Source organism: [Clostridium] citroniae WAL-17108 (assembly GCF_000233455.1).
GTDB lineage: Bacteria > Bacillota > Clostridia > Lachnospirales > Lachnospiraceae > Enterocloster > Enterocloster citroniae.
The window spans coordinates 25,868-50,634 of sequence record NZ_JH376435.1 but is presented as its reverse complement, the minus strand read 5'-3'; the positions used below and the strand labels follow the sequence as shown (position 1 = coordinate 50,634).

The 24,767-nt window shown below is 47.5% G+C and carries 20 protein-coding genes and 4 pseudogenes; all 24 read left to right on the top strand.

Features of this window, described 5'->3' with window-relative positions; genetic code table 11:
* Positions 1-16 precede the first annotated feature (16 nt).
* The 24 genes and pseudogenes from HMPREF9469_RS29785 (at position 17) to HMPREF9469_RS29675 (ending at position 24,755) form a co-directional block, all read left to right on the top strand.
* A complete protein-coding gene (locus HMPREF9469_RS29785; protein WP_007871445.1) occupies positions 17-850 on the top strand; it encodes a CvfB family protein in 834 nt (277 codons plus the stop codon).
* Between the two features lie 87 nt (positions 851-937).
* Positions 938-1,777: a YitT family protein gene (locus HMPREF9469_RS29780; protein ID WP_007871437.1), complete on the top strand. Its 840-nt coding sequence runs from the start codon at positions 938-940 to the stop codon at positions 1,775-1,777.
* 264 nt (positions 1,778-2,041) lie between these two features.
* Entirely contained in the window at positions 2,042-3,154 is a 1,113-nt protein-coding gene (locus tag HMPREF9469_RS29775; RefSeq protein WP_007871435.1) for an ABC transporter ATP-binding protein, read from the top strand.
* 141 nt (positions 3,155-3,295) lie between these two features.
* Positions 3,296-4,384, top strand: a complete 1,089-nt coding sequence (locus HMPREF9469_RS29770) for a PucR family transcriptional regulator (protein WP_007871433.1) — start codon at positions 3,296-3,298, stop codon at positions 4,382-4,384.
* 13 nt (positions 4,385-4,397) lie between these two features.
* Positions 4,398-5,078, top strand: coding sequence for a cell division ATP-binding protein FtsE (ftsE, locus tag HMPREF9469_RS29765; protein WP_007871431.1), 681 nt, complete (start codon positions 4,398-4,400; stop codon positions 5,076-5,078).
* A gap of 93 nt (positions 5,079-5,171) precedes the next feature.
* On the top strand, positions 5,172-6,080 hold the full coding sequence (gene ftsX, locus HMPREF9469_RS29760) for a permease-like cell division protein FtsX (RefSeq protein ID WP_007871428.1): 909 nt from the start codon (positions 5,172-5,174) through the stop codon (positions 6,078-6,080).
* A 27-nt stretch (positions 6,081-6,107) separates the two neighbouring features.
* The gene (locus tag HMPREF9469_RS29755; protein WP_007871425.1) at positions 6,108-7,316 is read left to right on the top strand and encodes a murein hydrolase activator EnvC family protein; all 1,209 of its coding nucleotides are present in this window, start codon (positions 6,108-6,110) and stop codon (positions 7,314-7,316) included.
* Between the two features lie 85 nt (positions 7,317-7,401).
* Entirely contained in the window at positions 7,402-8,856 is a 1,455-nt protein-coding gene (locus tag HMPREF9469_RS29750) for a S41 family peptidase (RefSeq protein ID WP_007871424.1), read from the top strand.
* A gap of 241 nt (positions 8,857-9,097) precedes the next feature.
* Entirely contained in the window at positions 9,098-10,384 is a 1,287-nt protein-coding gene (locus HMPREF9469_RS29745) for a four-carbon acid sugar kinase family protein (protein WP_007871422.1), read from the top strand.
* A gap of 84 nt (positions 10,385-10,468) precedes the next feature.
* A complete protein-coding gene (pdxA, locus tag HMPREF9469_RS29740; protein WP_007871421.1) occupies positions 10,469-11,476 on the top strand; it encodes a 4-hydroxythreonine-4-phosphate dehydrogenase PdxA in 1,008 nt (335 codons plus the stop codon).
* Positions 11,477-11,602: 126 nt separating this feature from the next.
* The gene (locus HMPREF9469_RS29735) at positions 11,603-12,367 is read left to right on the top strand and encodes a DeoR/GlpR family DNA-binding transcription regulator (RefSeq protein ID WP_007871419.1); all 765 of its coding nucleotides are present in this window, start codon (positions 11,603-11,605) and stop codon (positions 12,365-12,367) included.
* A gap of 173 nt (positions 12,368-12,540) precedes the next feature.
* On the top strand, positions 12,541-13,434 hold the full coding sequence (locus tag HMPREF9469_RS29730) for an NAD(P)/FAD-dependent oxidoreductase (RefSeq protein WP_007871413.1): 894 nt from the start codon (positions 12,541-12,543) through the stop codon (positions 13,432-13,434).
* A gap of 395 nt (positions 13,435-13,829) precedes the next feature.
* Positions 13,830-14,120: pseudogene (locus HMPREF9469_RS29725) on the top strand (chromosome partitioning protein ParB); the annotation flags it as partial.
* A 132-nt stretch (positions 14,121-14,252) separates the two neighbouring features.
* Positions 14,253-14,401: pseudogene (locus tag HMPREF9469_RS32560) on the top strand (DUF3795 domain-containing protein); the annotation flags it as partial.
* Positions 14,393-14,581: pseudogene (locus tag HMPREF9469_RS33960) on the top strand (VOC family protein); the annotation flags it as partial. The pseudogenes HMPREF9469_RS32560 and HMPREF9469_RS33960, both read left to right, overlap by 9 nt.
* A 16-nt stretch (positions 14,582-14,597) precedes the next feature.
* Positions 14,598-14,846, top strand: coding sequence for a hypothetical protein (locus HMPREF9469_RS29715; RefSeq protein ID WP_040417811.1), 249 nt, complete (start codon positions 14,598-14,600; stop codon positions 14,844-14,846).
* Between the two features lie 72 nt (positions 14,847-14,918).
* On the top strand, positions 14,919-15,626 hold the full coding sequence (gene vanR / locus HMPREF9469_RS29710) for a VanR-ABDEGLN family response regulator transcription factor (RefSeq protein ID WP_007871408.1): 708 nt from the start codon (positions 14,919-14,921) through the stop codon (positions 15,624-15,626).
* Positions 15,613-16,761, top strand: a complete 1,149-nt coding sequence (locus tag HMPREF9469_RS29705; RefSeq protein ID WP_007871406.1) for a sensor histidine kinase — start codon at positions 15,613-15,615, stop codon at positions 16,759-16,761. The genes vanR and HMPREF9469_RS29705 overlap by 14 nt, the downstream gene beginning before the upstream one ends.
* A gap of 327 nt (positions 16,762-17,088) precedes the next feature.
* Positions 17,089-19,218 (top strand): annotated as a pseudogene (locus tag HMPREF9469_RS29700) (ABC transporter substrate-binding protein).
* A 33-nt stretch (positions 19,219-19,251) separates the two neighbouring features.
* Positions 19,252-19,851 (top strand): hypothetical protein, encoded by a 600-nt coding sequence (locus HMPREF9469_RS29695; RefSeq protein WP_007871401.1) that lies wholly within the window; start codon positions 19,252-19,254, stop codon positions 19,849-19,851.
* A gap of 22 nt (positions 19,852-19,873) precedes the next feature.
* Positions 19,874-21,820, top strand: a complete 1,947-nt coding sequence (locus HMPREF9469_RS29690; protein ID WP_007871400.1) for a hypothetical protein — start codon at positions 19,874-19,876, stop codon at positions 21,818-21,820.
* Complete coding sequence (locus HMPREF9469_RS29685) at positions 21,810-23,051, top strand: hypothetical protein (protein WP_007871396.1); 1,242 nt, start codon at positions 21,810-21,812, stop codon at positions 23,049-23,051. The genes HMPREF9469_RS29690 and HMPREF9469_RS29685 overlap by 11 nt, the downstream gene beginning before the upstream one ends.
* On the top strand, positions 23,035-23,907 hold the full coding sequence (locus HMPREF9469_RS29680) for a carbohydrate ABC transporter permease (RefSeq protein ID WP_007871394.1): 873 nt from the start codon (positions 23,035-23,037) through the stop codon (positions 23,905-23,907). The genes HMPREF9469_RS29685 and HMPREF9469_RS29680 overlap by 17 nt, the downstream gene beginning before the upstream one ends.
* Before the next feature lie 8 nt (positions 23,908-23,915).
* Positions 23,916-24,755 carry a carbohydrate ABC transporter permease gene (locus tag HMPREF9469_RS29675; protein WP_040417831.1) on the top strand — a complete coding sequence of 280 codons (840 nt, stop codon included), beginning with the start codon at positions 23,916-23,918 and terminating at the stop codon, positions 24,753-24,755.
* Positions 24,756-24,767 lie beyond the last annotated feature (12 nt).

Here is a 24,767-nt window from a genome sequence, read left to right as displayed (position 1 = left end):
CCAGAGGGAGAAAAAGATGATTGAATTAGGCAAAGTACAGGAGTTGGAGATACTCAGGACAAAGGATTTTGGCGTATATGTGGGAGAGCAGGCTGAGGACGAGCCCGCAGTGCTTCTTCCAAAGAAGCAGGTGCCGGAGGGCGCTAAGATCGGGGACAAGGTGAAGGTGTTCATCTATAAGGATTCCTCAGACCGCCTTATTGCCACCACGGGCATGCCCAAGCTGCAGGTGGGAGAGACCGCCATGCTGGAGGTGAAGGACGTGGCAAAGATGGGGGCGTTCCTGGACATGGGACTGGAGAAGGATCTGCTGCTTCCCTTTAAGGAGCAGACACACCCCGTGCGCAAGGGGGAGCGCTGTCTCGTGACCCTCTATGTGGACAAGAGCAAGCGTCTGGCAGCCACCATGCGGGTGTATTCCCACATGAGCAACCAGTCTCCTTACAAGGAGGAGGACTGGGTTACCGGTACAATCTATGAGATCAATGATACTATTGGGGCTTTTGTGGCAGTGGATAACAAATATTACGGCCTGATCCCAAAAAAAGAACTTTTTGGAAAATTCAGGGAAGGGGATACGGTGCAGGCCAGGGTGACCAAGGTCCGGGAGGACGGCAAACTGGATCTGTGTGCCCGCGAGAGGGCGTACGTGCAGATGGGAACGGATGCGGAAGCCGTACTTAAGGTTATGGATGAGTTTGACGGGGTCCTGCCTTTTAACGACAGGGCAAACCCGGATGTCATCATGCGGGAGTTCCACATGAGCAAGAACGCGTTTAAGCGCGCGGTGGGGCGTCTGCTAAAAGAGGGAAAAATACGGATCACGGAAAAGACCATTGAGCGTATATAGAAAAGCGCGTATATAGAAGATATCCGGCAGTCCCCTTTTTATGGTGGCTGCCTTATGTTTGACTGAAATGGAAAGGAAGTTGGGGTTATGAACAGGAGAAGTGTGGCTGGGGATTATGGCCTGATCGTGGTGGGGACGTTTCTTATTGGATTTGCTATTAAAAGTATTTATGATCCGGTCAGTATGGTAACAGGAGGTGTGTCCGGCCTGGCCATCATTGCCAAGGAACTGTGGTCCGTACCGCTATGGCTGACCAATACCCTTCTCAATATCCCGCTGTTTGCAGCGGGGCTGTATGTCATGGGCTGGAAGTTCATCAAACGCACCCTGTTTTCAACCGTGATGCTGTCCGTATCCCTTTATGTGCTGCCTGAGGCTTCCTATATGGGCAATGACATCCTTTTGTCAGCCCTCTTTGGCGGTATCATAAGCGGCGTGGGGACAGGCATGGTATTTCTGGCCAGTTGTACCACCGGGGGCACGGATATGCTGGCAGCATTGATGCAGAAGCGGATGAAGCATTATACACTGGCGCAGATCATGCAGGTGCTGGACGGGATCATTGTGCTGGCGGGTGCAACGGTGTTTGGCATTCCCACAGCTCTCTATGCCCTGATCGCCATTTTCTGTGTGTCCAAGGTGACGGACGGCCTGATCGAAGGCCTTAAGTTCTCCAAACAGGCATATATCATCTCCGACAGCTACAGGGAAATCGCGGACGCGATCCTGGAGCGGATGGGGAGAGGGGTTACAAGCCTGGAGGCAAGGGGGATGTACTCCAATGAGGAGAAAAAGATGCTGTTCTGCGTGGTTTCCAAGAAGGAGATCGTAAAAATAAGAGAGATCGTGTCTGAATTTGACGCAAGAGCATTTGTCATTGTGAGTGATGCAAGGGAGGTTTTTGGAGAAGGTTTTATTGAATATTGACACTGATTAACATAATAAACAAATTTTTAACGGGAATTATTGGAATACTTTGTGATTTACAGCACTTTTTTTTTTTCGTATACAAATTAGCTAAATCCCAAAATTGTATTTTGTTGATTTACAATATGGATTCCTCAGAGGGTTTCATGTATGATATTAACAGTTACAAATGATGCTTCTGCACCGGGAAAACCCAGCGGAAACAGGCATTTTACCACGTTTTTTTACATGCAAGCAAAGCGAATTTTAGGAGGAAAGAACAGAATGGCTAGTTTATTGCTGAAGAATGTAACCAAGAAATATCCCAACGGTTTTGTTGCAGTTAAGGATTTTAACCTGACGATCGAAGACAAGGAATTTATCATTTTCGTTGGCCCTTCAGGATGTGGTAAGTCCACCACCCTGCGTATGATCGCTGGTCTGGAGGACATCTCTTCCGGTGAACTGTATATCGATGATAAGTTGGTAAATGATGTTGAGCCAAAGGACAGAGACATTGCAATGGTATTCCAGAACTACGCCCTGTATCCACATATGTCCGTATACGATAACATGGCGTTTGGACTGAAACTGAGAAAGACACCAAAGGCTGAGATCGATGAAAAGGTACACAACGCAGCCAGGATCCTTGATCTGGAGCATCTGTTAGACCGTAAGCCGAAGGCTCTTTCCGGCGGCCAGAGACAGCGTGTGGCCATGGGACGTGCCATTGTCCGCAGCCCCAAAGTATTCCTGATGGACGAGCCGCTGTCCAACCTGGACGCAAAGCTGAGAGGCCAGATGCGCGTAGAGATTTCCAAACTGCACCAGAGACTGGAAACCACCATTATTTACGTAACACATGACCAGACAGAGGCCATGACACTGGGAACACGGATCGTTGTTATGAAGGACGGTGTTGTTCAGCAGGTAGACAGCCCACAGAACCTGTATGATAAGCCATGCAACAAGTTCGTGGCAGGATTTATCGGAGCTCCTCAGATGAATATGATCGAGGCAGTGGTTGGAAAGTCCGGTTCCGATATTACATTGACATTTGGAGCGCACACCGTGGCACTTCCGGAAGGAAAGGCAAAGAAGCTGGAGGGAGCGGGATATGTAGGAAAGACAGTTGTCCTGGGAATCCGTCCTGAGGATCTTCATGATGAGGAATCCTTCCTGGCCATGTCACCAAAGAGCGTGTTTGACGCAACCGTACGTGTATACGAGATGTTAGGCTCCGAGGTACTGCTGTATTTTGATATTGAAGATGCTGACTTTACTGCAAAAGTAAATCCGCGTACCACCGCAAGACCTGGGGATACAATCCAGCTGGCCATGGATTTAGAGAAGATCCATGTGTTTGACAAAGATACTGAACTCGTGATTCTTAACTAGTTTTTATAAAACGTAAATGAAAATTAAGGTAAAAAGGGGCAGGAGAGTGTACAACTCTCTTGCTTTTTTTGTAATTTTGCATTAAAATATGAAAATAGGGATATTAGTTACTCCGAATACGTTTGAAAAGGAGAGTATAGAATGATTTCAAATCAGATACTTCAGACCACATTAGATGGATTAAAAGCAATTACAAGAATTGATTTGGGTATATGCGATACAGAGGGAAAGGTGCTTGCATCCACATTTACGGATGCGGAAGATTCCGAGAGCTCCATCCTGGTATTTGTGGACTCCCCAGCAGACAGCCAGGTAATTCAGGGATACCAGTTTTTTAAGGTGTTTGACGAGCACCAGCTGGAATACATCCTCCTTGCCAAGGGCGCAAGTGATGATGTGTATATGGTAGGGAAGCTGGCCGCATTCCAGATCCAGAACCTTTTGGTTGCATACAAGGAGCGTTTTGATAAGGACAACTTTATCAAGAACCTGCTGCTTGACAACCTGCTTTTAGTGGACATCTACAACAGGGCCAAGAAGCTGCACATTGACACGGATGTTAAGCGTGTGGTATTCATTATTGAGACCCACAACGAGAAGGATGTAAATGCACTGGAGACAGTGAGAAGCCTGTTTGCATCCAAGACAAAGGATTTCATCACCGCCGTGGATGAGAAGAACATCATCCTTGTAAAGGAAGTGCGCCAGGGAGAGTCCTACGGCGAACTGGATAAAACAGCCAATACCATTCTGGACATGCTGAACACAGAGGCCATGACCAAGGTGCGTGTTGCTTATGGAACCACGATCAATGATATAAAGGAAGTTTCACGTTCCTATAAGGAGGCCAAGATGGCTCTGGACGTAGGAAAGATTTTCTATGCCAGCAAGAACGTGATCGCTTATAATAATCTGGGGATCGGCCGTCTGATCTACCAGCTACCCATTCCGCTGTGTAAGATGTTCATCCGCGAAGTGTTTGACGGCAAGTCGCCGGATGACTTTGACGAGGAGACACTTGCAACCATTAACAAATTCTTCGAGAACAGCCTGAACGTGTCTGAGACTTCCAGACAGCTGTATATCCACCGCAACACCCTGGTATACCGTCTGGACAAGCTTCAGAAGAGCACCGGGCTGGATCTGCGTATCTTTGAAGATGCCATAACATTCAAGATTGCACTTATGGTTGCAAAGTATATGAAGTATATGGAGAGCCTGGATTATTAAACCGGAGTGACAGATGATAGAGTTAAGTCGCGTAAGCAAGACCTACGAGACCGGCAGCAAGGCGGTGAAGGACATTTCGCTGACCATTGAGGACGGGGAATTTGTTTTTATCGTGGGCAGAAGCGGTTCCGGCAAGAGCACTCTTATGAAGCTGCTCCTTAAGGAACTGGAACCTACAAAGGGACGTATCGTGGTCAACGATATGGACCTGGGAAAGATGCCGAGAAGGTATATTCCCAAATACCGCAGAAGATTAGGCGTGGTCTTTCAGGATTTCAGACTCCTGAAGGACCGCACTGTGTTTGAGAATGTGGCATTTGCCCAGAGGGTAATCGGAGTGCCCACCCGGGTGATCAAAGAGACCGTGCCTGAGATGCTCAGGCTGGTGGGGCTGTCTTCCAAGTACAAGGCATATCCCAGACAGCTTTCCGGCGGGGAGCAGCAGAGGGTGGCCATTGCCAGGGCACTGATCAACAACCCGGAGGTACTCCTGGCAGATGAGCCCACAGGCAATCTGGACAGCTTTAATACCCACGGGATTATGAAGCTTCTGGAGGAGATCAACCAGAGGGGGACAACGGTGATCGTGGTCACCCACAGTCAGGAGATGGTGGATGAGATGAATAAGCGTGTCATTACCATGGAACGGGGGGCGGTTATCAGTGATGAGGGCGGATATTACAGCGAGTATTAGGGCCTGCTTGAAACAGGTCCTGGTCTGCTGGTGCCGGGGCAGGTAAGCCTGTACCGCAGAGCGCGGATCCGCCGGAAAGGCAAATGAACAGGAATGAGAATCAGTACATTTTGGTATTGCCTGAAACAGGGCATCATAAATATATGCAGAAATATTTTGTTTTCGCTGGCTTCCATAGCGACTATTTCTGCGTGTATTTTTTTATTCTGCCTTTTTTTTGCCCTGGTGGCAAATGTGCAGAATGTGGCAAAGACTGCCCAGACAACGGTGGGGATCACCGTGTTTTTTGATGAGCAGATGCCGGAGGAGCAGATCCTGGCAGCGGGGGACACCATACGCAGCTGGGGCGAGGTGCGGGAGGTAAATTACGTATCCGCTGCCCAGGCATGGGAAAATTTTAAAACGCAGTATTTTGAGGGCATGGAGGAGTTGGCGGAAGGGTTTGCAGATGACAATCCTTTGTCCGGTTCCGCGTCTTATGAGATATTTTTAAATGAACTGGATGATCAGGATGAGGTTGTAAAAAGGCTGGATGCCATGGACGGTGTGCGCAAGGTGCGCTATTCCAGCGCGGCGGTTGCCGGTTTTACAAGCGTGGGCAGGATCATCGGCGCCCTTTCGGTTGTGATCATCGGAGTGCTGCTGGCAGTTGCCGTTTTCCTGATCAGCAACACCATTTCCGTGGCAGCCTCCTTTAGAAGGCGTGAGAATGAGATCATGCGTTATATCGGGGCTACCAACTATATGATACGCGCCCCCTTTGTGGTGGAAGGGGTGCTGTTAGGCGCATTGGGCGCGGCAGTGCCTTTGGCCGGTATGTATTTCCTGTATCAGAGGGCGGTGGTTTATGTGAATGAGCGGTACCAGATGATCACCGGACTTTTTCAGCCCATTGCCCTGGAAGAGATTTTTCCTTATATGGCAGGCGCGGCCGGAGTGCTGGGGATCGGGATCGGTTTTTTTGTCAGCTTTATTACCATCCACAGGCATTTAAAGGTTTAATATTACACACCGGAAAGGGAGAGGACCATGAAAGGAAATGGTTTCATAAAACCGGCGGCAGTTGCCATTGGCCTGGCGCTTGGCGGAATGGCTGCATTTTCCTCCTACGCTACCAGTGTGGAGATCGACAATGCGAAAAAGCAGGTTTCCGCCCTGGAAGAAGAGAAGAAAAAGGTGGAGAGCGCCCTGAATCAGCTGGAGGCCCTGAAGGCCGATACGGCAGCCTATGTAAAGCAGCTGGATAACAATTTGGCCACATTGACAGATGAACTTTCCCAACTGGAAGACCGGATCGGCGACAAGGAGGCTGAGATCGAAACCGCCAGGGCAGAGCTGGAGGAAGCAAAGGATGTGGAGGAGCACCAGTACAGCACCATGAAGCTGCGTATCAAGTATATGTATGAGAACGGAGAGAGCAGTTTTGTGGATATGGTCATGGAATCAGGCAGCATATCGGAATTGCTGAACCGGTCGGAATACGTGAGCCAGATAGCGGAGTATGACAGGAAGATGCTGCGGCAGTACGCCGAGGCCAAGGATGACGTGGCTGCCAGGGAGAAAAACCTGGAGCAGGAGCGGCAGGGTCTGGTGGAACTCCAGGAGACCACCCAGGCAAAGCAGTCTTCCGTGCAGAAGCTGATGGATTCAAAAAAAGCGGAACTGGACTCCTATAATGCCAAGATCGCATCGGCCCAGACAGAGATAGACCAGTACAATGCGGATATCAAGGCCCAGGAAGACCAGATGAAGCGCATTGAGGCGGAGATGAAGCGCCGGGAAGAAGAAGCCAGGAAAAAAGCAGAGGCGGCCGGCAAAACGTATACAGTACAGAATTTGGGGAATATTAGTTTTAAGTGGCCCTGTCCGTCCAGCAGCCGGATTACATCGAACTTTGGAGACAGGGAGTCGCCTACAGAGGGCGCTTCCAGCAACCATAAAGGGATAGATATCGGCGCGTCTACCGGCGCGGATATCATTGCGGCAGCGGACGGCGAGGTGGTGATCTCTACATACAGCTATTCAGCTGGCAATTATATCATGCTTGACCATGGAGGGGGAGTGAGTACGGTTTACATGCACTGCTCCAAGCTGCTGGTAGGAGTGGGGGAAAAAGTAAAACAGGGCCAGGTGATCGCCAAAGTGGGGTCCACCGGGTATTCCACCGGTTCCCATCTGCACTTTGGGATCCGCTCAGGCGGAACGTATGTGAATCCCCGAAGTTATGTCAGCCCATGATGTATCATAAGTATAGAATAAGACGTGTTTTAAATTCATAGAGCCCGGTACACTGTGCTGGAACGGACAGATAGGAGATTTTAAATTGGATAATCGTGAGTTTGATCAACAGAAAAACATGAATGACCCGGACCGTCAGATGCAGGGGCCGGCTGGTGGAAACAGCGGCTGGCAGCCGGATAACGCAGGTCCGGACTGGCAGTCGGAGGGACCGGATAACAGCCGCCAGGGAAATGGGAAGAACCGTTTCTGGACCGGTGTGCTGGCCGGAGCGCTGGTCACTGCATTTGTGGGATTGATCGTGGTGGGAATGTCTGCGGGCATTTACATTTTCGGAAAAAAGGTGATGAGCCGTCAGCCCGGAACACAGACCGAAGGGCGGGCGCCTGCTATCTCTGACAGCAGCAAGGATAAGGAAGGCGTGGATTTTTCTAAGGTCACGGCTAAGATGGATCTGATCCAGCAGATCATAGGGGAATATTTCCTCTATGAGGAGGATGCACAGAACGTGGAAGATTTTATCTACCGCGGTATGCTGGCCGGTTTGGATGACCCGTATTCCGTGTATTATACGGAGTCTGATTACAAATCCCTGCAGGACAGCACCAAGGGGACTTATTCCGGTATCGGAGCCATGATCAGCCAGAACAGGACCACGGGGCTGTGTACCATTGTTAGGGTGTTTGAGGGTTCGCCGGCCCTGGAGGCAGGAATGCAGCCGGGGGACATCATCTATAAGGTGGAGGATACTCTGGTTGCCTCAGAGAGCCTGGATGTGCTTGTGAATAACTACATCAAGGGCGAGGAGGGCACACCTGTCAATATTACGGTTTACCGTGCGGATAAAGATGAATATGCGGAGCTTACCATGAAACGGCGCAAGATCGAGGTGCCTACGGTGGAGCACCGGATGATGGAGGACAACATTGGATACATTGCGGTCACGGAGTTTGATGTGATAACAGTGGAGCAGTTTAAGGCAGCTGTGGATGAACTTGAAAAGGATGGAATGAAGGGGCTGATCATTGACCTGAGGAGCAATCCGGGCGGTATTCTGGACGGAGCTGTGAAGATGGCCGATTATCTGCTGCCGGATGATATTTCCAGATATGATAAGGGAGATGGAAAAACCCTGATCGTGTACACGGCCGATAAGAATGAGAAGGGGGATGTGTTCACTGCATCCGACAAACATGAGGTGGATCTCCCGCTGGTGATTCTGGTGAACGGCGATTCAGCAAGTGCGTCTGAAGTCTTTACCGGAGCCATGAAGGACTATAACAGGGCCACCGTGGTTGGGACCACCAGCTACGGCAAGGGAATCGTGCAGAACCTGATTCCTCTGGGGGACGGCTCTGCCATTAAAATCACCACTGCACATTATTATACCCCAAGCGGCTTTGATCTTCACGGAAAAGGAATAGAGCCGGATGTGGAAGTGGAACTGGATGAGAAGCTGAAGACCCAGGCAGTGGTGAAGCCGGAGGAGGATAATCAGATCCAGAAGGCGGTCCAGGTGCTGAAGGATAAAATACAGTAATCATATATAGATAAAGACCATGACCGAAACAAAGGAGCAGACTCCCAAGGGCCTAAACAGCCCCCGGGAGTTTTGTTCGTTTTTTCCGTTTACGATTTTTAAATCCCCGCAAAACGAACAAATCAGGCCAAACCGTTGACTATGGAGGGGTCAGCCATTAGAATGTGGCTATAAACATTGAACAGGGCCCATGGAGTTTATAAGAGGAGAAGAAAAGGATTTTGTCTGAGGAGGTTTTACAATGATAAACACAGTTATAATTGCGGACGATCTGACCGGAGCCAATGACACAGGCGCCATTCTGTCGCAGAATGGATTTAAGGTAGCCACCATACTGAAGACAGGCCATATGGAACAGTTTGAGGATTATGATGTGCTGTGCATCAGTACCAACAGCAGGGGTATCAGCAGGGATGAGGCTTATGACAGGGTACAAAAAACAGCCGCCCTTTTCCCAAAAAGTGATTCCATTCTTTACAGCAAGCGGATTGATTCCACTTTAAGGGGAAATGTGGGAGCGGAGATCGACAGTATCCTGGATTATCTGGGGGAGGATTACAGGGCTGTGGTGGTGGCCTCCTTTCCCGGGTCAGGGCGGACCAGTATTGGTGATATCCTGCTGGTCAACGGAGTTCCTCTTCAGATGACCGAGGCGGCAAATGATCCCACTTCTCCGGTACATACATCCAGGATTACAGAGATCGTAAAGCAGCAGTCCCAATATCCGGTGGGATATATCGGACTGGAACAGGTGGTGGAGAGCTCCGGAAAGCTGCTGGAAGAATTGTTAAAGCAGGCGGAGGAACACAGGATCATTGTGGTGGATGCCCGGACTGCCCGGGATATTGATGCCATTGCAGCCTGCTGCGCGGCCAGCGGATTAAAGATCGCGGCCATTGATCCCGGCTCTTTCACAGCGGCCCTGGCCGGCAATTTGTTCAAACGCAAAAAAGAGGCAATTCAGAAAAAGCTGTTGTGCGGTATTGGCAGCGCCAGCGATCTGACCAGACAGCAGCTGCAGTATCTGAAGAAAAATGCCGACCCACTGGTGGTGAGAATACGGGCAACAGAGTTTTTTGACGAAGACAGGCGCAGGGCGGAAATGGAACGTGTGATGGAGGAAGTGCGGGCAGCAGAGGAATCGCACGGCATTGTGGTCATAACCACCACAGAATCAAAGGACGATGTGGTGGATCTGTCCAAGATAGATGGAGCAAAACATAGTTCCATGAAAGAATGTGCCGGTGTGATCACAGACACCATTGCCCAGGTCCTCTATGACCTGATTGGGGAGATGGACGGCAGGATCGGCGGCGTTTATGCTTCAGGAGGGGATGTGGCAGCGGCATTTTGTGAGAAGCTGGGAATTTCCGGATTCCATGTGAAAGGGGAAGTGATCCCCTTGGCCATTTACTCCAATACCATTGGCGGCAGCCACCAGGGACTGCCCATGATCACAAAAGGCGGTCTGGTGGGAAGGGAGGATACTTTGATGCAGTGTATGGAATATTTTGAGACAGTGGTCTGAGGTTGTGGTAGAATGAAAGTTAATTATGGCAAGCTGTCCTGAACAGCTGCGAATATAGTATATAAAACAGATGGAGGATAAAAGATGAAACCAATCATTGCAATACCAATGGGAGACCCGGCAGGCATCGGTCCGGAGATAGTGGCAAAGGCATTGGCAAGGGAAGAAACATTTCAGTGCGCCAGGTGCGTGGTAGTGGGTGACAAAAAGGTGATGGAACAGGCAATCAGGATCGTGGACCTTCCCATGGCCATCCATGTGGTCAAGGAACCGAAGGAGGGAAGATTTGAGGAACATGTGATCAATCTCATGGACCTTGACAATGTGGATATGGGGCGGCTTAAGCTGGGGGAGATCAGCAGCATGTGCGGTCAGGCCGCGTATGAATATATTGCGGAAAGCATTTCCCTGGCAAATGAGGGAAAGGTGGCGGCCGTGTCCACCACGCCAATCAACAAGGAGTCCCTTAGGGCTGCGGGAGTGCCCTTTATCGGTCATACGGAAATATTCGGGGCGCTTACGGACACGCCGGATCCTCTGACCATGTTTGAGGTGAGGAATATGAGGGTATTTTTCCTCACAAGGCATGTGTCCCTGAGAAAGGCATGCGACATGATCACAAAAGAGCGGGTCATGGACTATGTAAAGCGCTGCACCCAGGCACTGCGCCAGCTGGGAGTGGAGGATGGAACCATGGCGATCGCGGGGCTGAATCCCCACAGCGGGGAGCACGGCCTGTTCGGAGATGAGGAGATGGACGCCATCTATCCGGCGGTTGAAGCCTTGCAGGCAGAGGGATATAAGGTGGTGGGACCTGTGGGAGCTGATTCCGTGTTCCATCTGGCGCTTCAGGGAAAGTTCAACAGCGTGCTGTCCCTGTATCACGATCAGGGGCATATTGCCACCAAGACGCTGGACTTTGAACGGACCATTGCCGTGACAGCGGGAATGCCCATATTGCGGACCTCTGTGGACCATGGAACAGCCATGGACATTGCGGGAACAGGGATTGCAAGCGATGTGAGCATGGTGGAGGCAATCAGGCTGGCTGCCAAGTATTCGCCTGCGTTTCTCAGAAAAGATGGAGATTAAGGGAAAGATTTCAACATGACAAATGCCGGACGCGGAATATGCGGCCGGCATTCTGCGTGTGGTATTGACAGCAGCATGGAGAGATAGTACCATTGGTTTAAACAGGTGGAGAAAGGCGGGGACAACATGAGCGCAGCAGAGGAGCGGCAGAACCGGATCGTGGAACTGGTCAGTGAAAAGGGCAATATACAGGTGGAGCGTCTGGCCGAGATCCTGGATGTGAGCCGGATGACGATCCGGAGGGATCTGGACAAGCTGAAGCAGGAGGGGATCATCGAGCGCCGCCACGGTGCGGCGGTTATCAAGCATGAGGCAACCTATACGGAAAAGATGGTCACCATGATGGAGGAAAAGCAGCAGCTGGCGTCAGCCTGTGCGGCCATGGTAAAGCCCGGGGACACGGTGTTCCTGGATTCCGGTACCACGATCTGCGAGATCGCAAAGCGGATCATGAGCATACCGGACCTGACTGTCATTACAAATGATATTGAGGTGGGATTTCTTCTCCACAGAAGCAATGTGGAGCTGATGATCTGCGGTGGTACGGTACAGAAGGAGACAGGAAGCATATTCGGGACATTTTCCAATCAGATGATGTCCTATATTCATGTGGGGATCGCATTTATGGGGGCAATGTCTATTGATTCCAATTTTAATGTACTCACCCCCACCATGGACAAGGCATCCCTAAAGCGCATGGTTACAAAAAATGCAAACAGAAGTTACCTGGTGGTGGACCATTCCAAATTTAACCGACAGGCCCTGATGAAGATCAACAACCTCCAGGATTATACAGGCGTGGTGACCACAAAGGTGTTTGATGAAAAGGAGCTGGAGCGGATCCAGGAGCGGGATATCCATCTGATCATGGTGGGGGATGGGACGGAATAGAAGGCCGCCTGGTTATGAATATAATGTTCGTAATGGGTAAAATCTGAGTATATTGCATATGCTATCAATTAAGGATTCCTGAAATGAAGAAAACTTAAATCAGATTGTAGAATCAGTGGAACAGCTATATAAATAAGGCAATATTGTTATGTGTGCAGCAGGAGGATATTCAAATGTATGATATGATTATTATTGGAGCCGGACCAGCCGGTATCAGTGCAGCTATTTATGGAAAAAGCAGAGGAAAAAAGATTCTGATGTTGGAAAAGGGTCAGGTTGGCGGTTTGATTGGAACTGTCTCGACAGTTACGCACTATACGGCAATCATGAAAGAAGAATCTGGTAAGACATTTGCTGAACGTATGAAAGAGCAAGTACTTAGTGCCGGTGTAGAGATTCGCTATGAGAACGTGACAGAAACAAAGTTAATAGGTAAAATTAAGAAAGTCGTTACGGATCAAGAAAGTTATGAATGTAAAACCGTGGTTCTCGCCAATGGTGGTTCTGGCCGTATGTTAGGAATTCCAGGTGAAGGTCTGAAAGGTGTCCGATTAAACGCACCAAAAGATGGTCCTGATTATAAGGGTAAAAATATCTATATCATTGGTGGAGCAGATGGCGCAGTAAAGGAAGCCATTTACCTGGCTGGAATTGCTGGAAAAGTAACAATCGTATGCGTGGAAGATGAACTTGTATGTATACAGGAATTTAAAGATAAGGTTGCCGCACACCATAACATTGAAATCATGCCACATTCAAGTCTCACAGCAGTATATGGCAACGAAATAGTTGAGGAACTTGAATTTACCGACAACAAAACAGGAAATAAACAGATTGTAAAAGATGGAGAGTGCGGAGTATTTGTTTATGCAGGAATTGTTCCGAACACTCAGATCTACACGGAATTGAAGTTAGAACACGGATATATTCCAGTGGATGAATTGATGCAGACAGAAATTCCGGGAGTATTTGCTGCTGGAGATATCTGTGTAAAGAAAGTAAGACAGGTAGCTACAGCAGTTGCTGACGGTGCAATTGCAGGAATACAGGCGGCATCAATGTGTTAATAAAAACAAACGGAGATGCATCCCAGTCGGCGATGGTTAGTGTTTTCAATTCCGAAGAAACTCAATATACCATCTGCCGAACCGGCATCAGGGCAATCTCTTTCAAAAGATACCATATGTGTCAAAAAATGAACTGGTGGCTATGGCTGAAGATATGATTGATTAGCTATATCCATTATAGCTAGTACAATTAAGAGGAAAAATAAGAATAGGGAATGGGAATTCCTTACTCTTATTTTTTGGTGCCACGGTAAAAATAAACCGCCTGCTCTGCAGGTGGAGGGAATATCTTCAGATAAAAGCAACTCCTGTGCTAAACTAGATGTAGGTCTGCAAACCACAAATAAAAAGCACAGGAGGTCCAAAATGGACAATAATAGTTTAGCTCATAGTGGATTGCAAGTACCATCTGTCATAACCGCGCCTGTGGAACACATGATGTGGGCTTAATGAGTAATATCATTAAGGAACTGTATGAGTTGGGGCGTTCTGACGCATGGATTTCCAAACACCTGGGGATGGATCGGGATAAGATTTTGAGGTTCAAGCAGATTACCGGTCTGGCTGCCCTGTTCCGCGGTGTGAAGTTTGGACAGGCATGGCGGCCTGGTGAGGATGTGGTTTTGGCCGAAGAGTCCTCTGATAGCGGGAAAACGCATATTATCTGCACCTTAGGAAATGATTAATAAATTCTTTAGCATTAAATAATACAATCATTCCACAGACCCAGTATAATGTTAGAGGAAATAAGTCTGTTGGGACAAGTATAAATTCACTTCAGCTGAATCGGATGCGTGTAAAGGACTTAAGGAGGTATCATGAAAGGATTTAAACGACAGAATCAATTTTTTTCCCTCTGTGGATTAAATTGTGGGCTTTGTCCCATGTTTTTGAATAAAACTGTCCTGGCTGCGGCTGCGATGAAGGAAACCAGGCATGCAAAATTGCAAGATGCAGCATGGAGCACGGCGATAGCTGGGGTCAACGGGTGATTCGGTTTTACGATTTGGACGGTCATATCGTAGAGGTTGGGGAGGATATGAAAATGGTGCTAAAGCGTTTTCTTGCTTCCGGTATGACAATGGAAGAAATCTCTGTGAAAATGGACGCTTCTGTGGAGGACTTAACAAAACTTATGAACAGCTAAATTCCAGAAAGAAAAAATGGGTTATATATTTATGGAATTTAATAAAAAACCACAGCAATTTAAAAAAGGGAAAATAATTGTCCAAATGCCATGTCCTGAACTTTGCTGTTTAGGGCTTAATAGAGGAAATAATAATGGAGCAGATGTTCCGGTCGTCATTGAAAATACCCGCATTCGTAAGGAAATGCAAAAAGGTGAAGTTCACAAATCGTTAATGGCCCAAGTTGATTATGTGATAAAATATGATAGGCATCAAAAGTACTGATAATATTCTTAATCAAGTAAAGTCTATTTGCGGTATAATGTATATGATCTAAACTGAAAGGAGTGTCATGCTTTGCTTGAAAAGATACTTGTTGTTGATGATGAGAAAGAAATTGCGGATCTGATTGAAGTATATCTTCAAAATGAAAATATGGATGTATATAAGTTTTATTCAGGAGAGGAAGCACTTGTCTGTATCGGGAGTACAGACTTTGATTTGGCTATACTGGATATCATGCTTCCGGATATCAGCGGACTTTCGATATGTCAGTCCATACGAAGTAAGGAGTACACATATCCGGTAATTATGCTTACGGCAAAGGATGGAGAGACGGATAAAATTACCGGACTTACGCTTGGTGCAGATGATTATATTACAAAACCGTTTCTGCCTCTTGAGCTGGTAGCAAGGGTAAAGGCCCAGCTTCGCCGTTATAAGAAATATAATGTAGGCTCAGCGGTTCCGGCAGCGGATGAAATCTTTAAATATGCCGGATTAACGATGAACATTAAGACATATGAATGCCGGCTTAATGGAGAGACGCTGTCACTGACTCCTACGGAATTTTCCATACTAAGGATTCTTTTAGAGCACAAGTGCAGTGTCGTCAGTGCCGAAGAATTATTCCATGAAGTCTGGCAGGAAGAATATTATACCAAGAGTAACAATACGATTACCGTACACATCCGACATCTTCGCGAGAAGATGAAGGATACCGGGGAAAACCCCAGATATATAAAAACGGTATGGGGGGTTGGATATAAAATTGGGGAAATTTAAAAATACAAAATACAACTATTCAAAGCTCGGCCATATTACATTTATCAGAGGATTATGGATTACAGTGGGAGCAGTTGCTGCAGTCTTTGCACTGCGGATGCTGACGCGTGGACATTTGGCAGATGCGATTGTTGGGTGGTTTGCACGCAGTCTTTCAATCAGTGAGAAGGAAGCTGATTTGATATATTTCAAGATAGTGACTGTCAATATGCAGTTTATTCTTGCGTTGGTCATTATCATATTTGTTTTTTTGTTGTTCCACATGCTGTTGGACACATATAAAAGATATTTTGATGAAGTAGTAACAGGGATTGACAAGCTTATGGAGGAAAGGGCGGCGATTTCACTGTCTCCGGAACTGGAGAGTGTGGAGCATAAACTGGCTGACGTAAAGCGGACACTTGCAGAACGGGCGGATAAGGCTAAGAGGGCAGAGCAGCAGAAGAATGATCTTGTGGTATATCTGGCTCATGATATCAAGACCCCACTGACTTCTGTAATCGGATATCTTAGTCTTTTGGATGAAACACCGGATATGCCTGATGAGGAGAAAGCAAAATATATCCACACCGCATGGGAAAAAGCCAATCGGCTCAGAAACCTGGTGAATGAATTTTTTGAGATCACCCGCAGCCACTCTGAAGCCCTTCCGCTTCAAAAGACAAAGGTTGATCTTTACTATATGATTGCACAGATTTCAGATGAATTGTATCCGCAGTTGAATGCATGTGGAAAGATCATAGAGAATCATGTAGATGAGGACATATCTGTATATGGAGATTCTGATAAGCTGGCCAGAGTATTTAATAATATCCTTAAAAATGCCATTTCTTATAGTACGGACAATAGTGTTATCAAAGTATCGGCCAAAGAACTTTCAGAATGGACTGTGATTCAATTTGAAAATGACGGGGAAATTCCGGAGGAAAAGCTCAATGTGATTTTTGATAAATTCTGCCGTTTAAGCAATGCGAGATTAAGCGAAACAGGGGGCTCCGGCCTGGGGCTTGCTATTGCAAAAAATATTATTGTACTGCATGGCGGACAGATAAAGGCTGAAAGCAGTAATGGACGCACTGCTTTCATCATTGAAATCCCATTAGATTCATCCAAAATCCCTGTCACAAAACCTTAGAGATTTGCAACTGAATGAACTAAAACAGTTTGGCTTAGTCGAGAAAAAATCCTACGCCGGTTATCCTCTCAAAGAAGAATATTTTTACAGCATTGCAAGAAAAATCAACCTCATTGTCAATAAAAAAATTGGTAATGAGGTAAAATTTTTGTCAGACAGACGAATGCTGATCATTGCCATATCGCCTTAGGAATTTCTTAATCATTCATTTACCATTCCATAGAAAATCAATTATCTCAAATTAAAAAACTGCCTGCTCATCAATGGTATGCTTAAACTGCCTGATAGAGCAGGCAATATTTATATGAAAGGAGGTAATTTTAGAAAATGGAGGTGGCTATGAGAAAGAAGATAAAACGGATCTTTACAATTCTGGGAATAACAGCAATGATTTTTACCGTAACAGCCTGCGGGAACCGCATGGATACCATGCAGCCTGCTGCTTCCTATGTTGCAGACTTTTTTGATATTCCGGACACCGTGACAGGAATTGAAAGACTTCTGCTCAAAGATGATATGGCCTATCTGTGCTGCCTGGAGGAAGATGGCACGTCCTATTTGGCAGCAATGGATATTGATGACGGCAAGTTTTTGAAACAGAATCTGGATCTGGATGCTTCTGTCTCACTTCTGGATTTTGGCTTTGCCCCGGATAACAGCATCTGGGCGGTTTGCCTGGAACAGGCAGGCGGTTATAGTTTAAGGAAATTTGACAACAGTGGTTCACAGGTCCAATCGGTTGACCTGGCAGGTGTGATGGACAGCCCGGTCATATCGGCAGTTGGAAGAGATTTGTTCCTTAGCATTGATATGGAGGGAAATATCTGTGTGGCTGCAAAAGGCGGAAATACGCTGGTCTATCTGTTCGACAACAACGGCAGTTTCTTATTTTCTCTCGATTATGAGGGAAATCTTATGACAATGACAACGACTGCCAAGGGACAGATAGGTATTTGTGCGACTTCCTCGGACCGTATGAACTATGACCTGCTTACAGTGGACATGGAGAGCCGGGATTGGAGGAAAGATAAAATCTGTCTGGGAGCAACAGCAGGACTGTATGGAGGAGTGAACAAAGATTTCTATCGGTTTGATTCTTCCGTTTTGTATGGGTATGCTGCGGGAGCACAGGAGGGCATCCCTGTCTTTAACTGGTCGGATATGGGACTTGGCACATCAGAAGTTCATCTTGGAGAATGCACGGATGGGCGTTTTGTGGTCCTGGCGGCCTCATCCAATCAGACTGGGGTATTATCGTATGAAATGGCGGTTCTGGCCAAGGGGGAGGATGAGAGGGAGATTTTGAGTATGGTGAGCCTGACTGCGACTCCTGGCATTGTCCAGGCCGTATCCGATTTTAACAAAACAAACGACAGGTATAAGGTTGAGCTGACAGAGTATTTTCCGTATGCACAAAATGTTTCCAACGAGGAATGGGATAATGCCATTTTGAATCTTAATACACGGATCATCTCCGGCGATATGCCGGATATCCTGGATATGAGTAATTTGTCTGTACAGATTTATCTAGGTAAAGGGCTTTTGGAAGATCTCTATCCATATATGGAACATGATCCGGAAATCCGGACAGAGGATTACTTTGAAAATGTCTTTGAAGCTATCAGCCTGGATGGAAAGTTACCTTATCTTACAGACGGAGCAGCCATATCCACTATGCTGGCCGGCGCGGATGTTGTGGATGGAAGCAATGGCTGGACCGTTCAGGATCTGGAAAAGGTCCTTGATACTTACGGAGCCAATTCCATAGACAATCTGTCCGGAGCTTCCTTTTTGAGAGACATGCTTCAGACAGACGGCAGTTTTATTGACTGGAGCCTGGGTAAATGCTCATTTGATTAGCCTGAATTTGTAAAAATGCTGGAATTTGCCGGTAAAATACAGGAAAGCAGCCAGAATGGCTTTGGAGGAATGGAGATAAGTGATACCTATGCAGCAGCCTATGAGACTGTGCTGAGCGTTTACCACATCACCCGGTACAGAAATTACTACAACGGAAACCTGAGATTTCTTGGACTTCCCGGAGGCGGCGGTGAGTACCATGTAATCAAACCGGAAGTGAAGGTTGGAATCTCCTCGTCCAGCACCCGGAAGGAAGGGGCATGGGAATTTGTCAGAACACTATTGACAGAGGAGCATCAGATGTCCTGTATGATGCTTCCGATTCATAAGAGGGCGTTTGATAAGGTCACGCAGGCGGCGGTGGATGGAAAATCTGTCTGGACGTGGATTTACGAAGACGGCAAGGCAACAAAAGAAGATGCGGAGCTGACAAAGCAGCTTTTAAGCAGCGCAGCCTATGTGGAGAATGACAATCAGACACTGGAATCACTGATATTGGAGGAGGCCCGGGAATATTTTTCAGGGGTCAGGAGCGCCCTGGAAGCGGCTGAAAGAATTCAGAGCCGGGCCAGTCTTTATATCAATGAACAAATGTAAAAATTTTATATGCAAAGGAAAGAATTCAAAACGATGAAAAGACAGCTTATGAAAAGAGGAATGATGGGGATATATGCAGCTATCTGCGCGGGGATGCTTTTGGTTACCGGCTGTGCAGGTACGGAGACAAATGCAAAAACGGAAACAGAAAGAATGGAAGCGACAGAGCGACAGGAAAGCAATCCTGTAAATACTGCCGGTAAGGCGGAGAAGGAGGAAGTCCCTGAAAAGCAGGAGGAAGCGGTCCAAAATGATTCACCTCTGCAAAGTCCGGATGATGCCGGGAACGGGGATTCAGATACAATGGATACCTTTGCAGATGCGAATGACATGATGAAGTCTGCTGATTTGAGCGGCACAGCCGGCAAATGCTCGAATACCGGGTGCGTGATTAATACATCACCCTTTGCGGACGGCACTTCATCTTCAGGAGATGGGGGCAGCATGACGGTTACTTATACAGAAGACACAGTATTTCAAAAGGGAACCGTGAAATCGGATGGCAGCAGCTACTCTTTGGAGGACAGTGAAAAAGACAGGATAGGGGACAGTGATTTTGTACTGTGTTTCGGGAAACAGCAGGCGGACGGTTCTTACCTGGCAGACAAAATCATTATGATTGTGTTCAATTAACCTGACAGGAGATGATACAGCTATGCGTTTACATATTGGGGAAAAAATCAGACAGCAAAAGGCCATGCTTATTTCCGGAAAGAAATACAGGCCCCTTATAGAAGAACGTGTACAGCGCATGGCTGTATATCTTATGATTGGATTTTTCGCATTTATGTTTGTATGCACAATCATTTCCCGTGCATCCCATTCTTTTACAACTGCCCATGTTGCAGTGTCTTCCATGACAAGCAAAACGTTAATGAACAGGGCTGAAATGGAAGGGATTATCCATGCGGCAGCAGAGAAGGGGATTAGCCTTCCGGATGGCCTTAAGGTCGTGTCCGTCAATGCAGGGGAGGGCAAACCGGTAGACAGAGGTGAAATACTGATAGAATTTGATAAACCTTCCGCAGAAGAACAGATTAAGAAGCTGGAAGAAGAAATCCATATCCTTAACCTGAGAATCGATCTTTCAGCAGACAATGGCGGCAATGATGTGATTGAGGCACAGCGTACGCTGGAGGATGCCCAAAAGGCGTATGAGCGCATTGCTGCAAAGTATGCCAGGGCAGAGATGCGGCTGAAAGAAGATTATACAAAGCTTGAAGAAACACTGGCAGATGCGGAAAAGAATCTTATTAATAAGGCAGAAGCGCTTGTGAAGGAAGCGAGGGAAAACCTGCAAAACGTAAGGGAGGACGCGGAGGACGCCATCCGTGCCGCAGAACAGGCGCTGGATGAGGAATCAGAAAATCTTGATGATTCAGAGGATGGTTATCAGCAGGCATTAGAAACGTATGAGCAGGCGAAAGATGAACTTAATATGGCAAATCAGAGAGTCAGCGAAATAAAGGAAGCGATTGCAGGGAAGCAGCCGGATGATGCCGCGGATTATACGGAGGAGCTGAAGGAGGCGGAGGAAGAACTTTCCATTGCGCAAAAGGCATTTAACCAGGCAAAAAAGGAACTTTCAAAAGCAGACTATACCTCATCGTCCTATGACAGGGCAGACGATAACCTGGATTCCATCAAGAGACGCTGGAGACGTAACATTGATAAAGCCAAAGATGCTCTTTATAAAGCAGAAACAGTGCTGGAAGCAGTCAGGGAAGGCAACGATTTTTCAACTGAGTCTGTAGTCAGTGAGGCCCAGTCTGCCATTGATGCTGCAAGAGAAGCGTTAAACCGTGCCCGGCGTGAGTCAGAGGATAACCAATATTCTGAGGAGGAAGAACTCTATGCTGCGGGAAGGGCAGTTGAGACCGCCCAGGCAGCATTGGAAGATGCCCGGAGACAGGCTGATGTATTGCAGAAGGAAGGTGAGATTGACAGAATCACCTGTGAATCTGAGCGGTCAGATAAGGAGAAATCGCGTGCTGCATTACAGGAAATTTTGGATAATGGGGGATGCCTTTTGGCTCCGGCCCCTGGTACGGTGGTGAGGACGCTGGAACGCGGGGATAAAACAAAGGAGGGGGACGATGCAGTCATACTTTCCTCTGCTGACAGAGGATTTGTTTTTGAAGGAAAACTGGATAAAGATTCAGCACGCCGCTTTTCAGCCGGGGACAAAGGAGAGCTTCATTACAAATTGGACGGAAGCACACAAAAAGCAGATGTGGAGATTCATTCCATCAGCACGCCGGACGAGTCGGACCAGGTTTTAGTAACTGCGGTTCTGTCGGAGGGAGGTTATACTTCCGGTATGCCGGCACAGCTTTTTCTGAGCAGGAAAAGCGAGACGTATCAAAATTGTCTGCCTCTTACCGCACTCAGAAGTGATTCCGCCGGAGATCACGTATTCGTACTCCGCAGACAAAGCTCCGTACTGGGAACAGAATGGGTCATTGCAAGGGTAGATATAACCGTTAAGGAAAGGGACAGTCAGACCATGTATGTTGATGGCGCGCTTACGTATTCGGATCAGGTAGTTATAAGCTCAAATAAGATCATATCGGAAGGAGACAGGGTCCGTATTGAAAAATAACAGGTTTGCCCATTACCGGGCGTTGACAATTTCAGCAATACTGGCAGCGGTTCTTTGGTGTACCGCTTGTTCTTTCTATAGTACGGCCATCAGTCACTGTACAAGTGTGAGCATTAAATGGGAAAAGAACGGTGTCAGCCCCTCAGAGCTTATCAGGCAGCAGACGTATGCAAGGCAGGATGGAGCAGGAAACCAGCCGGAGGTCACTTTATGGCAGATATACCCGGAACAGGAGATAATGGCTTCAGATAAAAAGAAGATGAAGGCGGATGTTGTTGACGTCTTTGGAGACTGTGGGGATATATCATCCTCCATGCTGGCGGACGGCGCTTATCCGGCCAGATCGGATGCCTCTGGCTGTGCCGTCAGTACCGGTCTGGCATTCTCTCTGTGGGGAAGTACCAATGTGATTGGGGTGCCGGTAAAGGCGGAAGGAAAGCAGTTCTATGTCCGAGGCATATTTGAGGAGGAAGAACCAAGGTTATTCTTACAGGCGCAGGCGGAATCGGAAGAACCCTTATCCAATATGCAGCTGACGTTTACAGATCCGGGAGCAGGGGAGAGGGCCGGTCAGTATCTCTCATCGGCAGGTTTTCCGGTGGGAGGGATCCTTGACCTGACATTATTTGCATGGGTACTTGGCATGATACTCCGGTTCCCTGCGATCATTCTGGCATTTGGAATCCTTGGGCGCGTGATCAGGCATGGAAAAAGGCTTTACCGTTATCCCCTGCTACTGGCTATTTATCTTTTAATGGCTTTCGGTATATTGGCCGTATTATGGTTTTGTATGGACCTGCCAGAGTTTCCTTCCGAGTTTATCCCTGCAATGTGGTCTGATTTTGAGTTTTGGGAAAATTTGTTTAAGGAACAGGGAAAAAATATGGTCTACTGGATGGCCGCGGGGCCTTCCTTCCGGGATATAGAGCTTTGGACCTCGTCATTTATGGCAGTGCTGCTTTCTGTTTGCGCCTCTGCCTTTACGGCAGCCGCAGCAATGCTGGTATCCATACGCTCTTACAAAAGAATGATTTTCTATTGTGCGGCATATACACTGACTCTTGGCCTGATTTCATTCAAGATAGCCTCTGCTCACAATATGACTTTTTGCAAAGCAATGTATTTTCTGCCATTCCTGTGGATATGTGTGGATTTTCTGTTTTACTGTCTGAAAGAAACACTTGCCGCCGATGTTCGTGAAGGGAGGATTTTGGATGAGGAAAAAATGTGAATACAGTGTTCCGGTCCGGGAAGAAATGGTACCATGGCTGTTTTTGCTGCCGAGCCTGCTGTTCGTGAGCATTATGGTGCTGATTCCTATGCTGGATGCTCTGCGCTGTTCCTTTTTCCTGGCTGCCGGTGACCGCTTTGTGGGATTTCAAAATTATCTGGCAGTCTTGAGAAACCATGCGTTTAAGATGGCGGCAGCTAATACAGCAAAATTTATCTTAGTCTGCATACCGCTTCTGTTACTCTTTTCCCTGGCTGTTTCCCTGATGCTGGCCTCCTTCAGGGAAAAACGCGGCATTTTTAAGACCTCGTTTCTTGTGCCCATGGCGGTTCCCGTTGCTTCGATTGTGCTTTTGTGGCGGGTGTTCTTTCACAAAAATGGACTTCTCAACGCGTTCTTTGCGCTTTGGGGTATGGATCCGGTTGACTGGATTGGAAGTAAGGCAGCCTTTGGCGTGTTGGTGTTTGCTTATCTGTGGAAGAATTTCGGGTATAATATGGTGCTGTGGCTGTCAGGACTCAGCGCCATAAATCCGGCATTATATGAGGCGGCTCAGATAGACGGCGCCGGAAGCCTTCAGCGGTTTGTGAGGATTACACTCCCCAATCTTATGCCCACATTATTTACCATTACAGTACTGTCGCTGCTCAATTCCTTTAAGGTGTTCAGGGAGGCTTATCTGATTGCGGGAGGTTATTCGGATGACAGTATTTACATGCTTCAGCATTTATTTAATAACTGGTACGGCAATCTGGATGTGGATAAAATGTGTGCCGGAGCTGTGATGATGGCAATTCTGGTATTTATTTTAATACTACTGCTGCAAAAAATCATGGACAGAGGAGATAGGATATGAGAGAGGATATGAAAAAATGGCTTCTTGGCGTACCCCTTGTTTTGATTGCGGTCTTTATATGGATGCCTCTTTGGATGCTGATATCCGGGAGCTTTATGGGAGGGGCAGAGTTGTCTGAAAACCTTGCGCCTGTCCTGGAAGGAAGGGGAGGAACGGCTGTATGGCCCGTAATTGCTCGTTATCCGACACTGGCGGCATATGTGGAACTATTATTGGATACGCCCCAGTTCTTTACGGTATTCTGGAATTCCTGCAGGCAGGTTTTCCCAATCATACTCGGTCATGTCCTTTTGGGCGCTCCTGCGGCATGGGCGTTTGCAAAGTTTCACTTTCGCGGAAAAAAGATACTCTATACTTTGTATATTGTCCTGATGCTCATGCCATTTCAGGTAACCATGGTTTCCAGCTATCTTATCCTGAATAAGATGGGCCTGATTGATACCGTATGGGCGGTCATACTGCCCGGTGCGGCATCAACGCTTCCGGTATTCATCATGACACGTTTTTTCATGGACATACCGGCGGCGGTCATGGAGGCGGCGGCCGTGGACGGGGCTTCCTCATTTCAGACATTTTTGCGGTTTGGGCTTCCGCTGGGCGCACCGGGCATTCTGTCGGCTGTGGTATTAGGGTTTTTGGAATACTGGAACGCAATAGAGGCGTCTCAGGCATTCTTAAAAAACCAGGCGCTCTGGCCGCTGTCATTGTATATGCCAAACATCACAGCGGATAACGCCGGGGTATCATTAATCGCGTCACTGATTACGCTGATGCCTCCTCTTCTGATATTCCTGTCCGGTCAGAAATATCTGGAGCAGGGCATTATATCTTCCGGAATGAAAGATTAACACAGAGGATTA

Coding starts and splice junctions, on each gene's coding strand:
- ftsE (WP_007871431.1), top strand. CDS start 4,398: ATGATAGAGTTAAGTCGCGTAAGCAAGACCTACGAGACCGGCAGCAAG.
- HMPREF9469_RS29730 (WP_007871413.1), top strand. CDS start 12,541: ATGTATGATATGATTATTATTGGAGCCGGACCAGCCGGTATCAGTGCA.
- HMPREF9469_RS29785 (WP_007871445.1), top strand. CDS start 17: ATGATTGAATTAGGCAAAGTACAGGAGTTGGAGATACTCAGGACAAAG.
- HMPREF9469_RS29715 (WP_040417811.1), top strand. CDS start 14,598: ATGGGTTATATATTTATGGAATTTAATAAAAAACCACAGCAATTTAAA.
- HMPREF9469_RS29745 (WP_007871422.1), top strand. CDS start 9,098: ATGATAAACACAGTTATAATTGCGGACGATCTGACCGGAGCCAATGAC.
- HMPREF9469_RS29735 (WP_007871419.1), top strand. CDS start 11,603: ATGAGCGCAGCAGAGGAGCGGCAGAACCGGATCGTGGAACTGGTCAGT.
- pdxA (WP_007871421.1), top strand. CDS start 10,469: ATGAAACCAATCATTGCAATACCAATGGGAGACCCGGCAGGCATCGGT.
- HMPREF9469_RS29675 (WP_040417831.1), top strand. CDS start 23,916: ATGAAAAAATGGCTTCTTGGCGTACCCCTTGTTTTGATTGCGGTCTTT.
- HMPREF9469_RS29755 (WP_007871425.1), top strand. CDS start 6,108: ATGAAAGGAAATGGTTTCATAAAACCGGCGGCAGTTGCCATTGGCCTG.
- ftsX (WP_007871428.1), top strand. CDS start 5,172: ATGAGAATCAGTACATTTTGGTATTGCCTGAAACAGGGCATCATAAAT.
- HMPREF9469_RS29695 (WP_007871401.1), top strand. CDS start 19,252: ATGAAAAGACAGCTTATGAAAAGAGGAATGATGGGGATATATGCAGCT.
- HMPREF9469_RS29690 (WP_007871400.1), top strand. CDS start 19,874: ATGCGTTTACATATTGGGGAAAAAATCAGACAGCAAAAGGCCATGCTT.
- HMPREF9469_RS29780 (WP_007871437.1), top strand. CDS start 938: ATGAACAGGAGAAGTGTGGCTGGGGATTATGGCCTGATCGTGGTGGGG.
- HMPREF9469_RS29775 (WP_007871435.1), top strand. CDS start 2,042: ATGGCTAGTTTATTGCTGAAGAATGTAACCAAGAAATATCCCAACGGT.
- HMPREF9469_RS29770 (WP_007871433.1), top strand. CDS start 3,296: ATGATTTCAAATCAGATACTTCAGACCACATTAGATGGATTAAAAGCA.
- HMPREF9469_RS29680 (WP_007871394.1), top strand. CDS start 23,035: ATGAGGAAAAAATGTGAATACAGTGTTCCGGTCCGGGAAGAAATGGTA.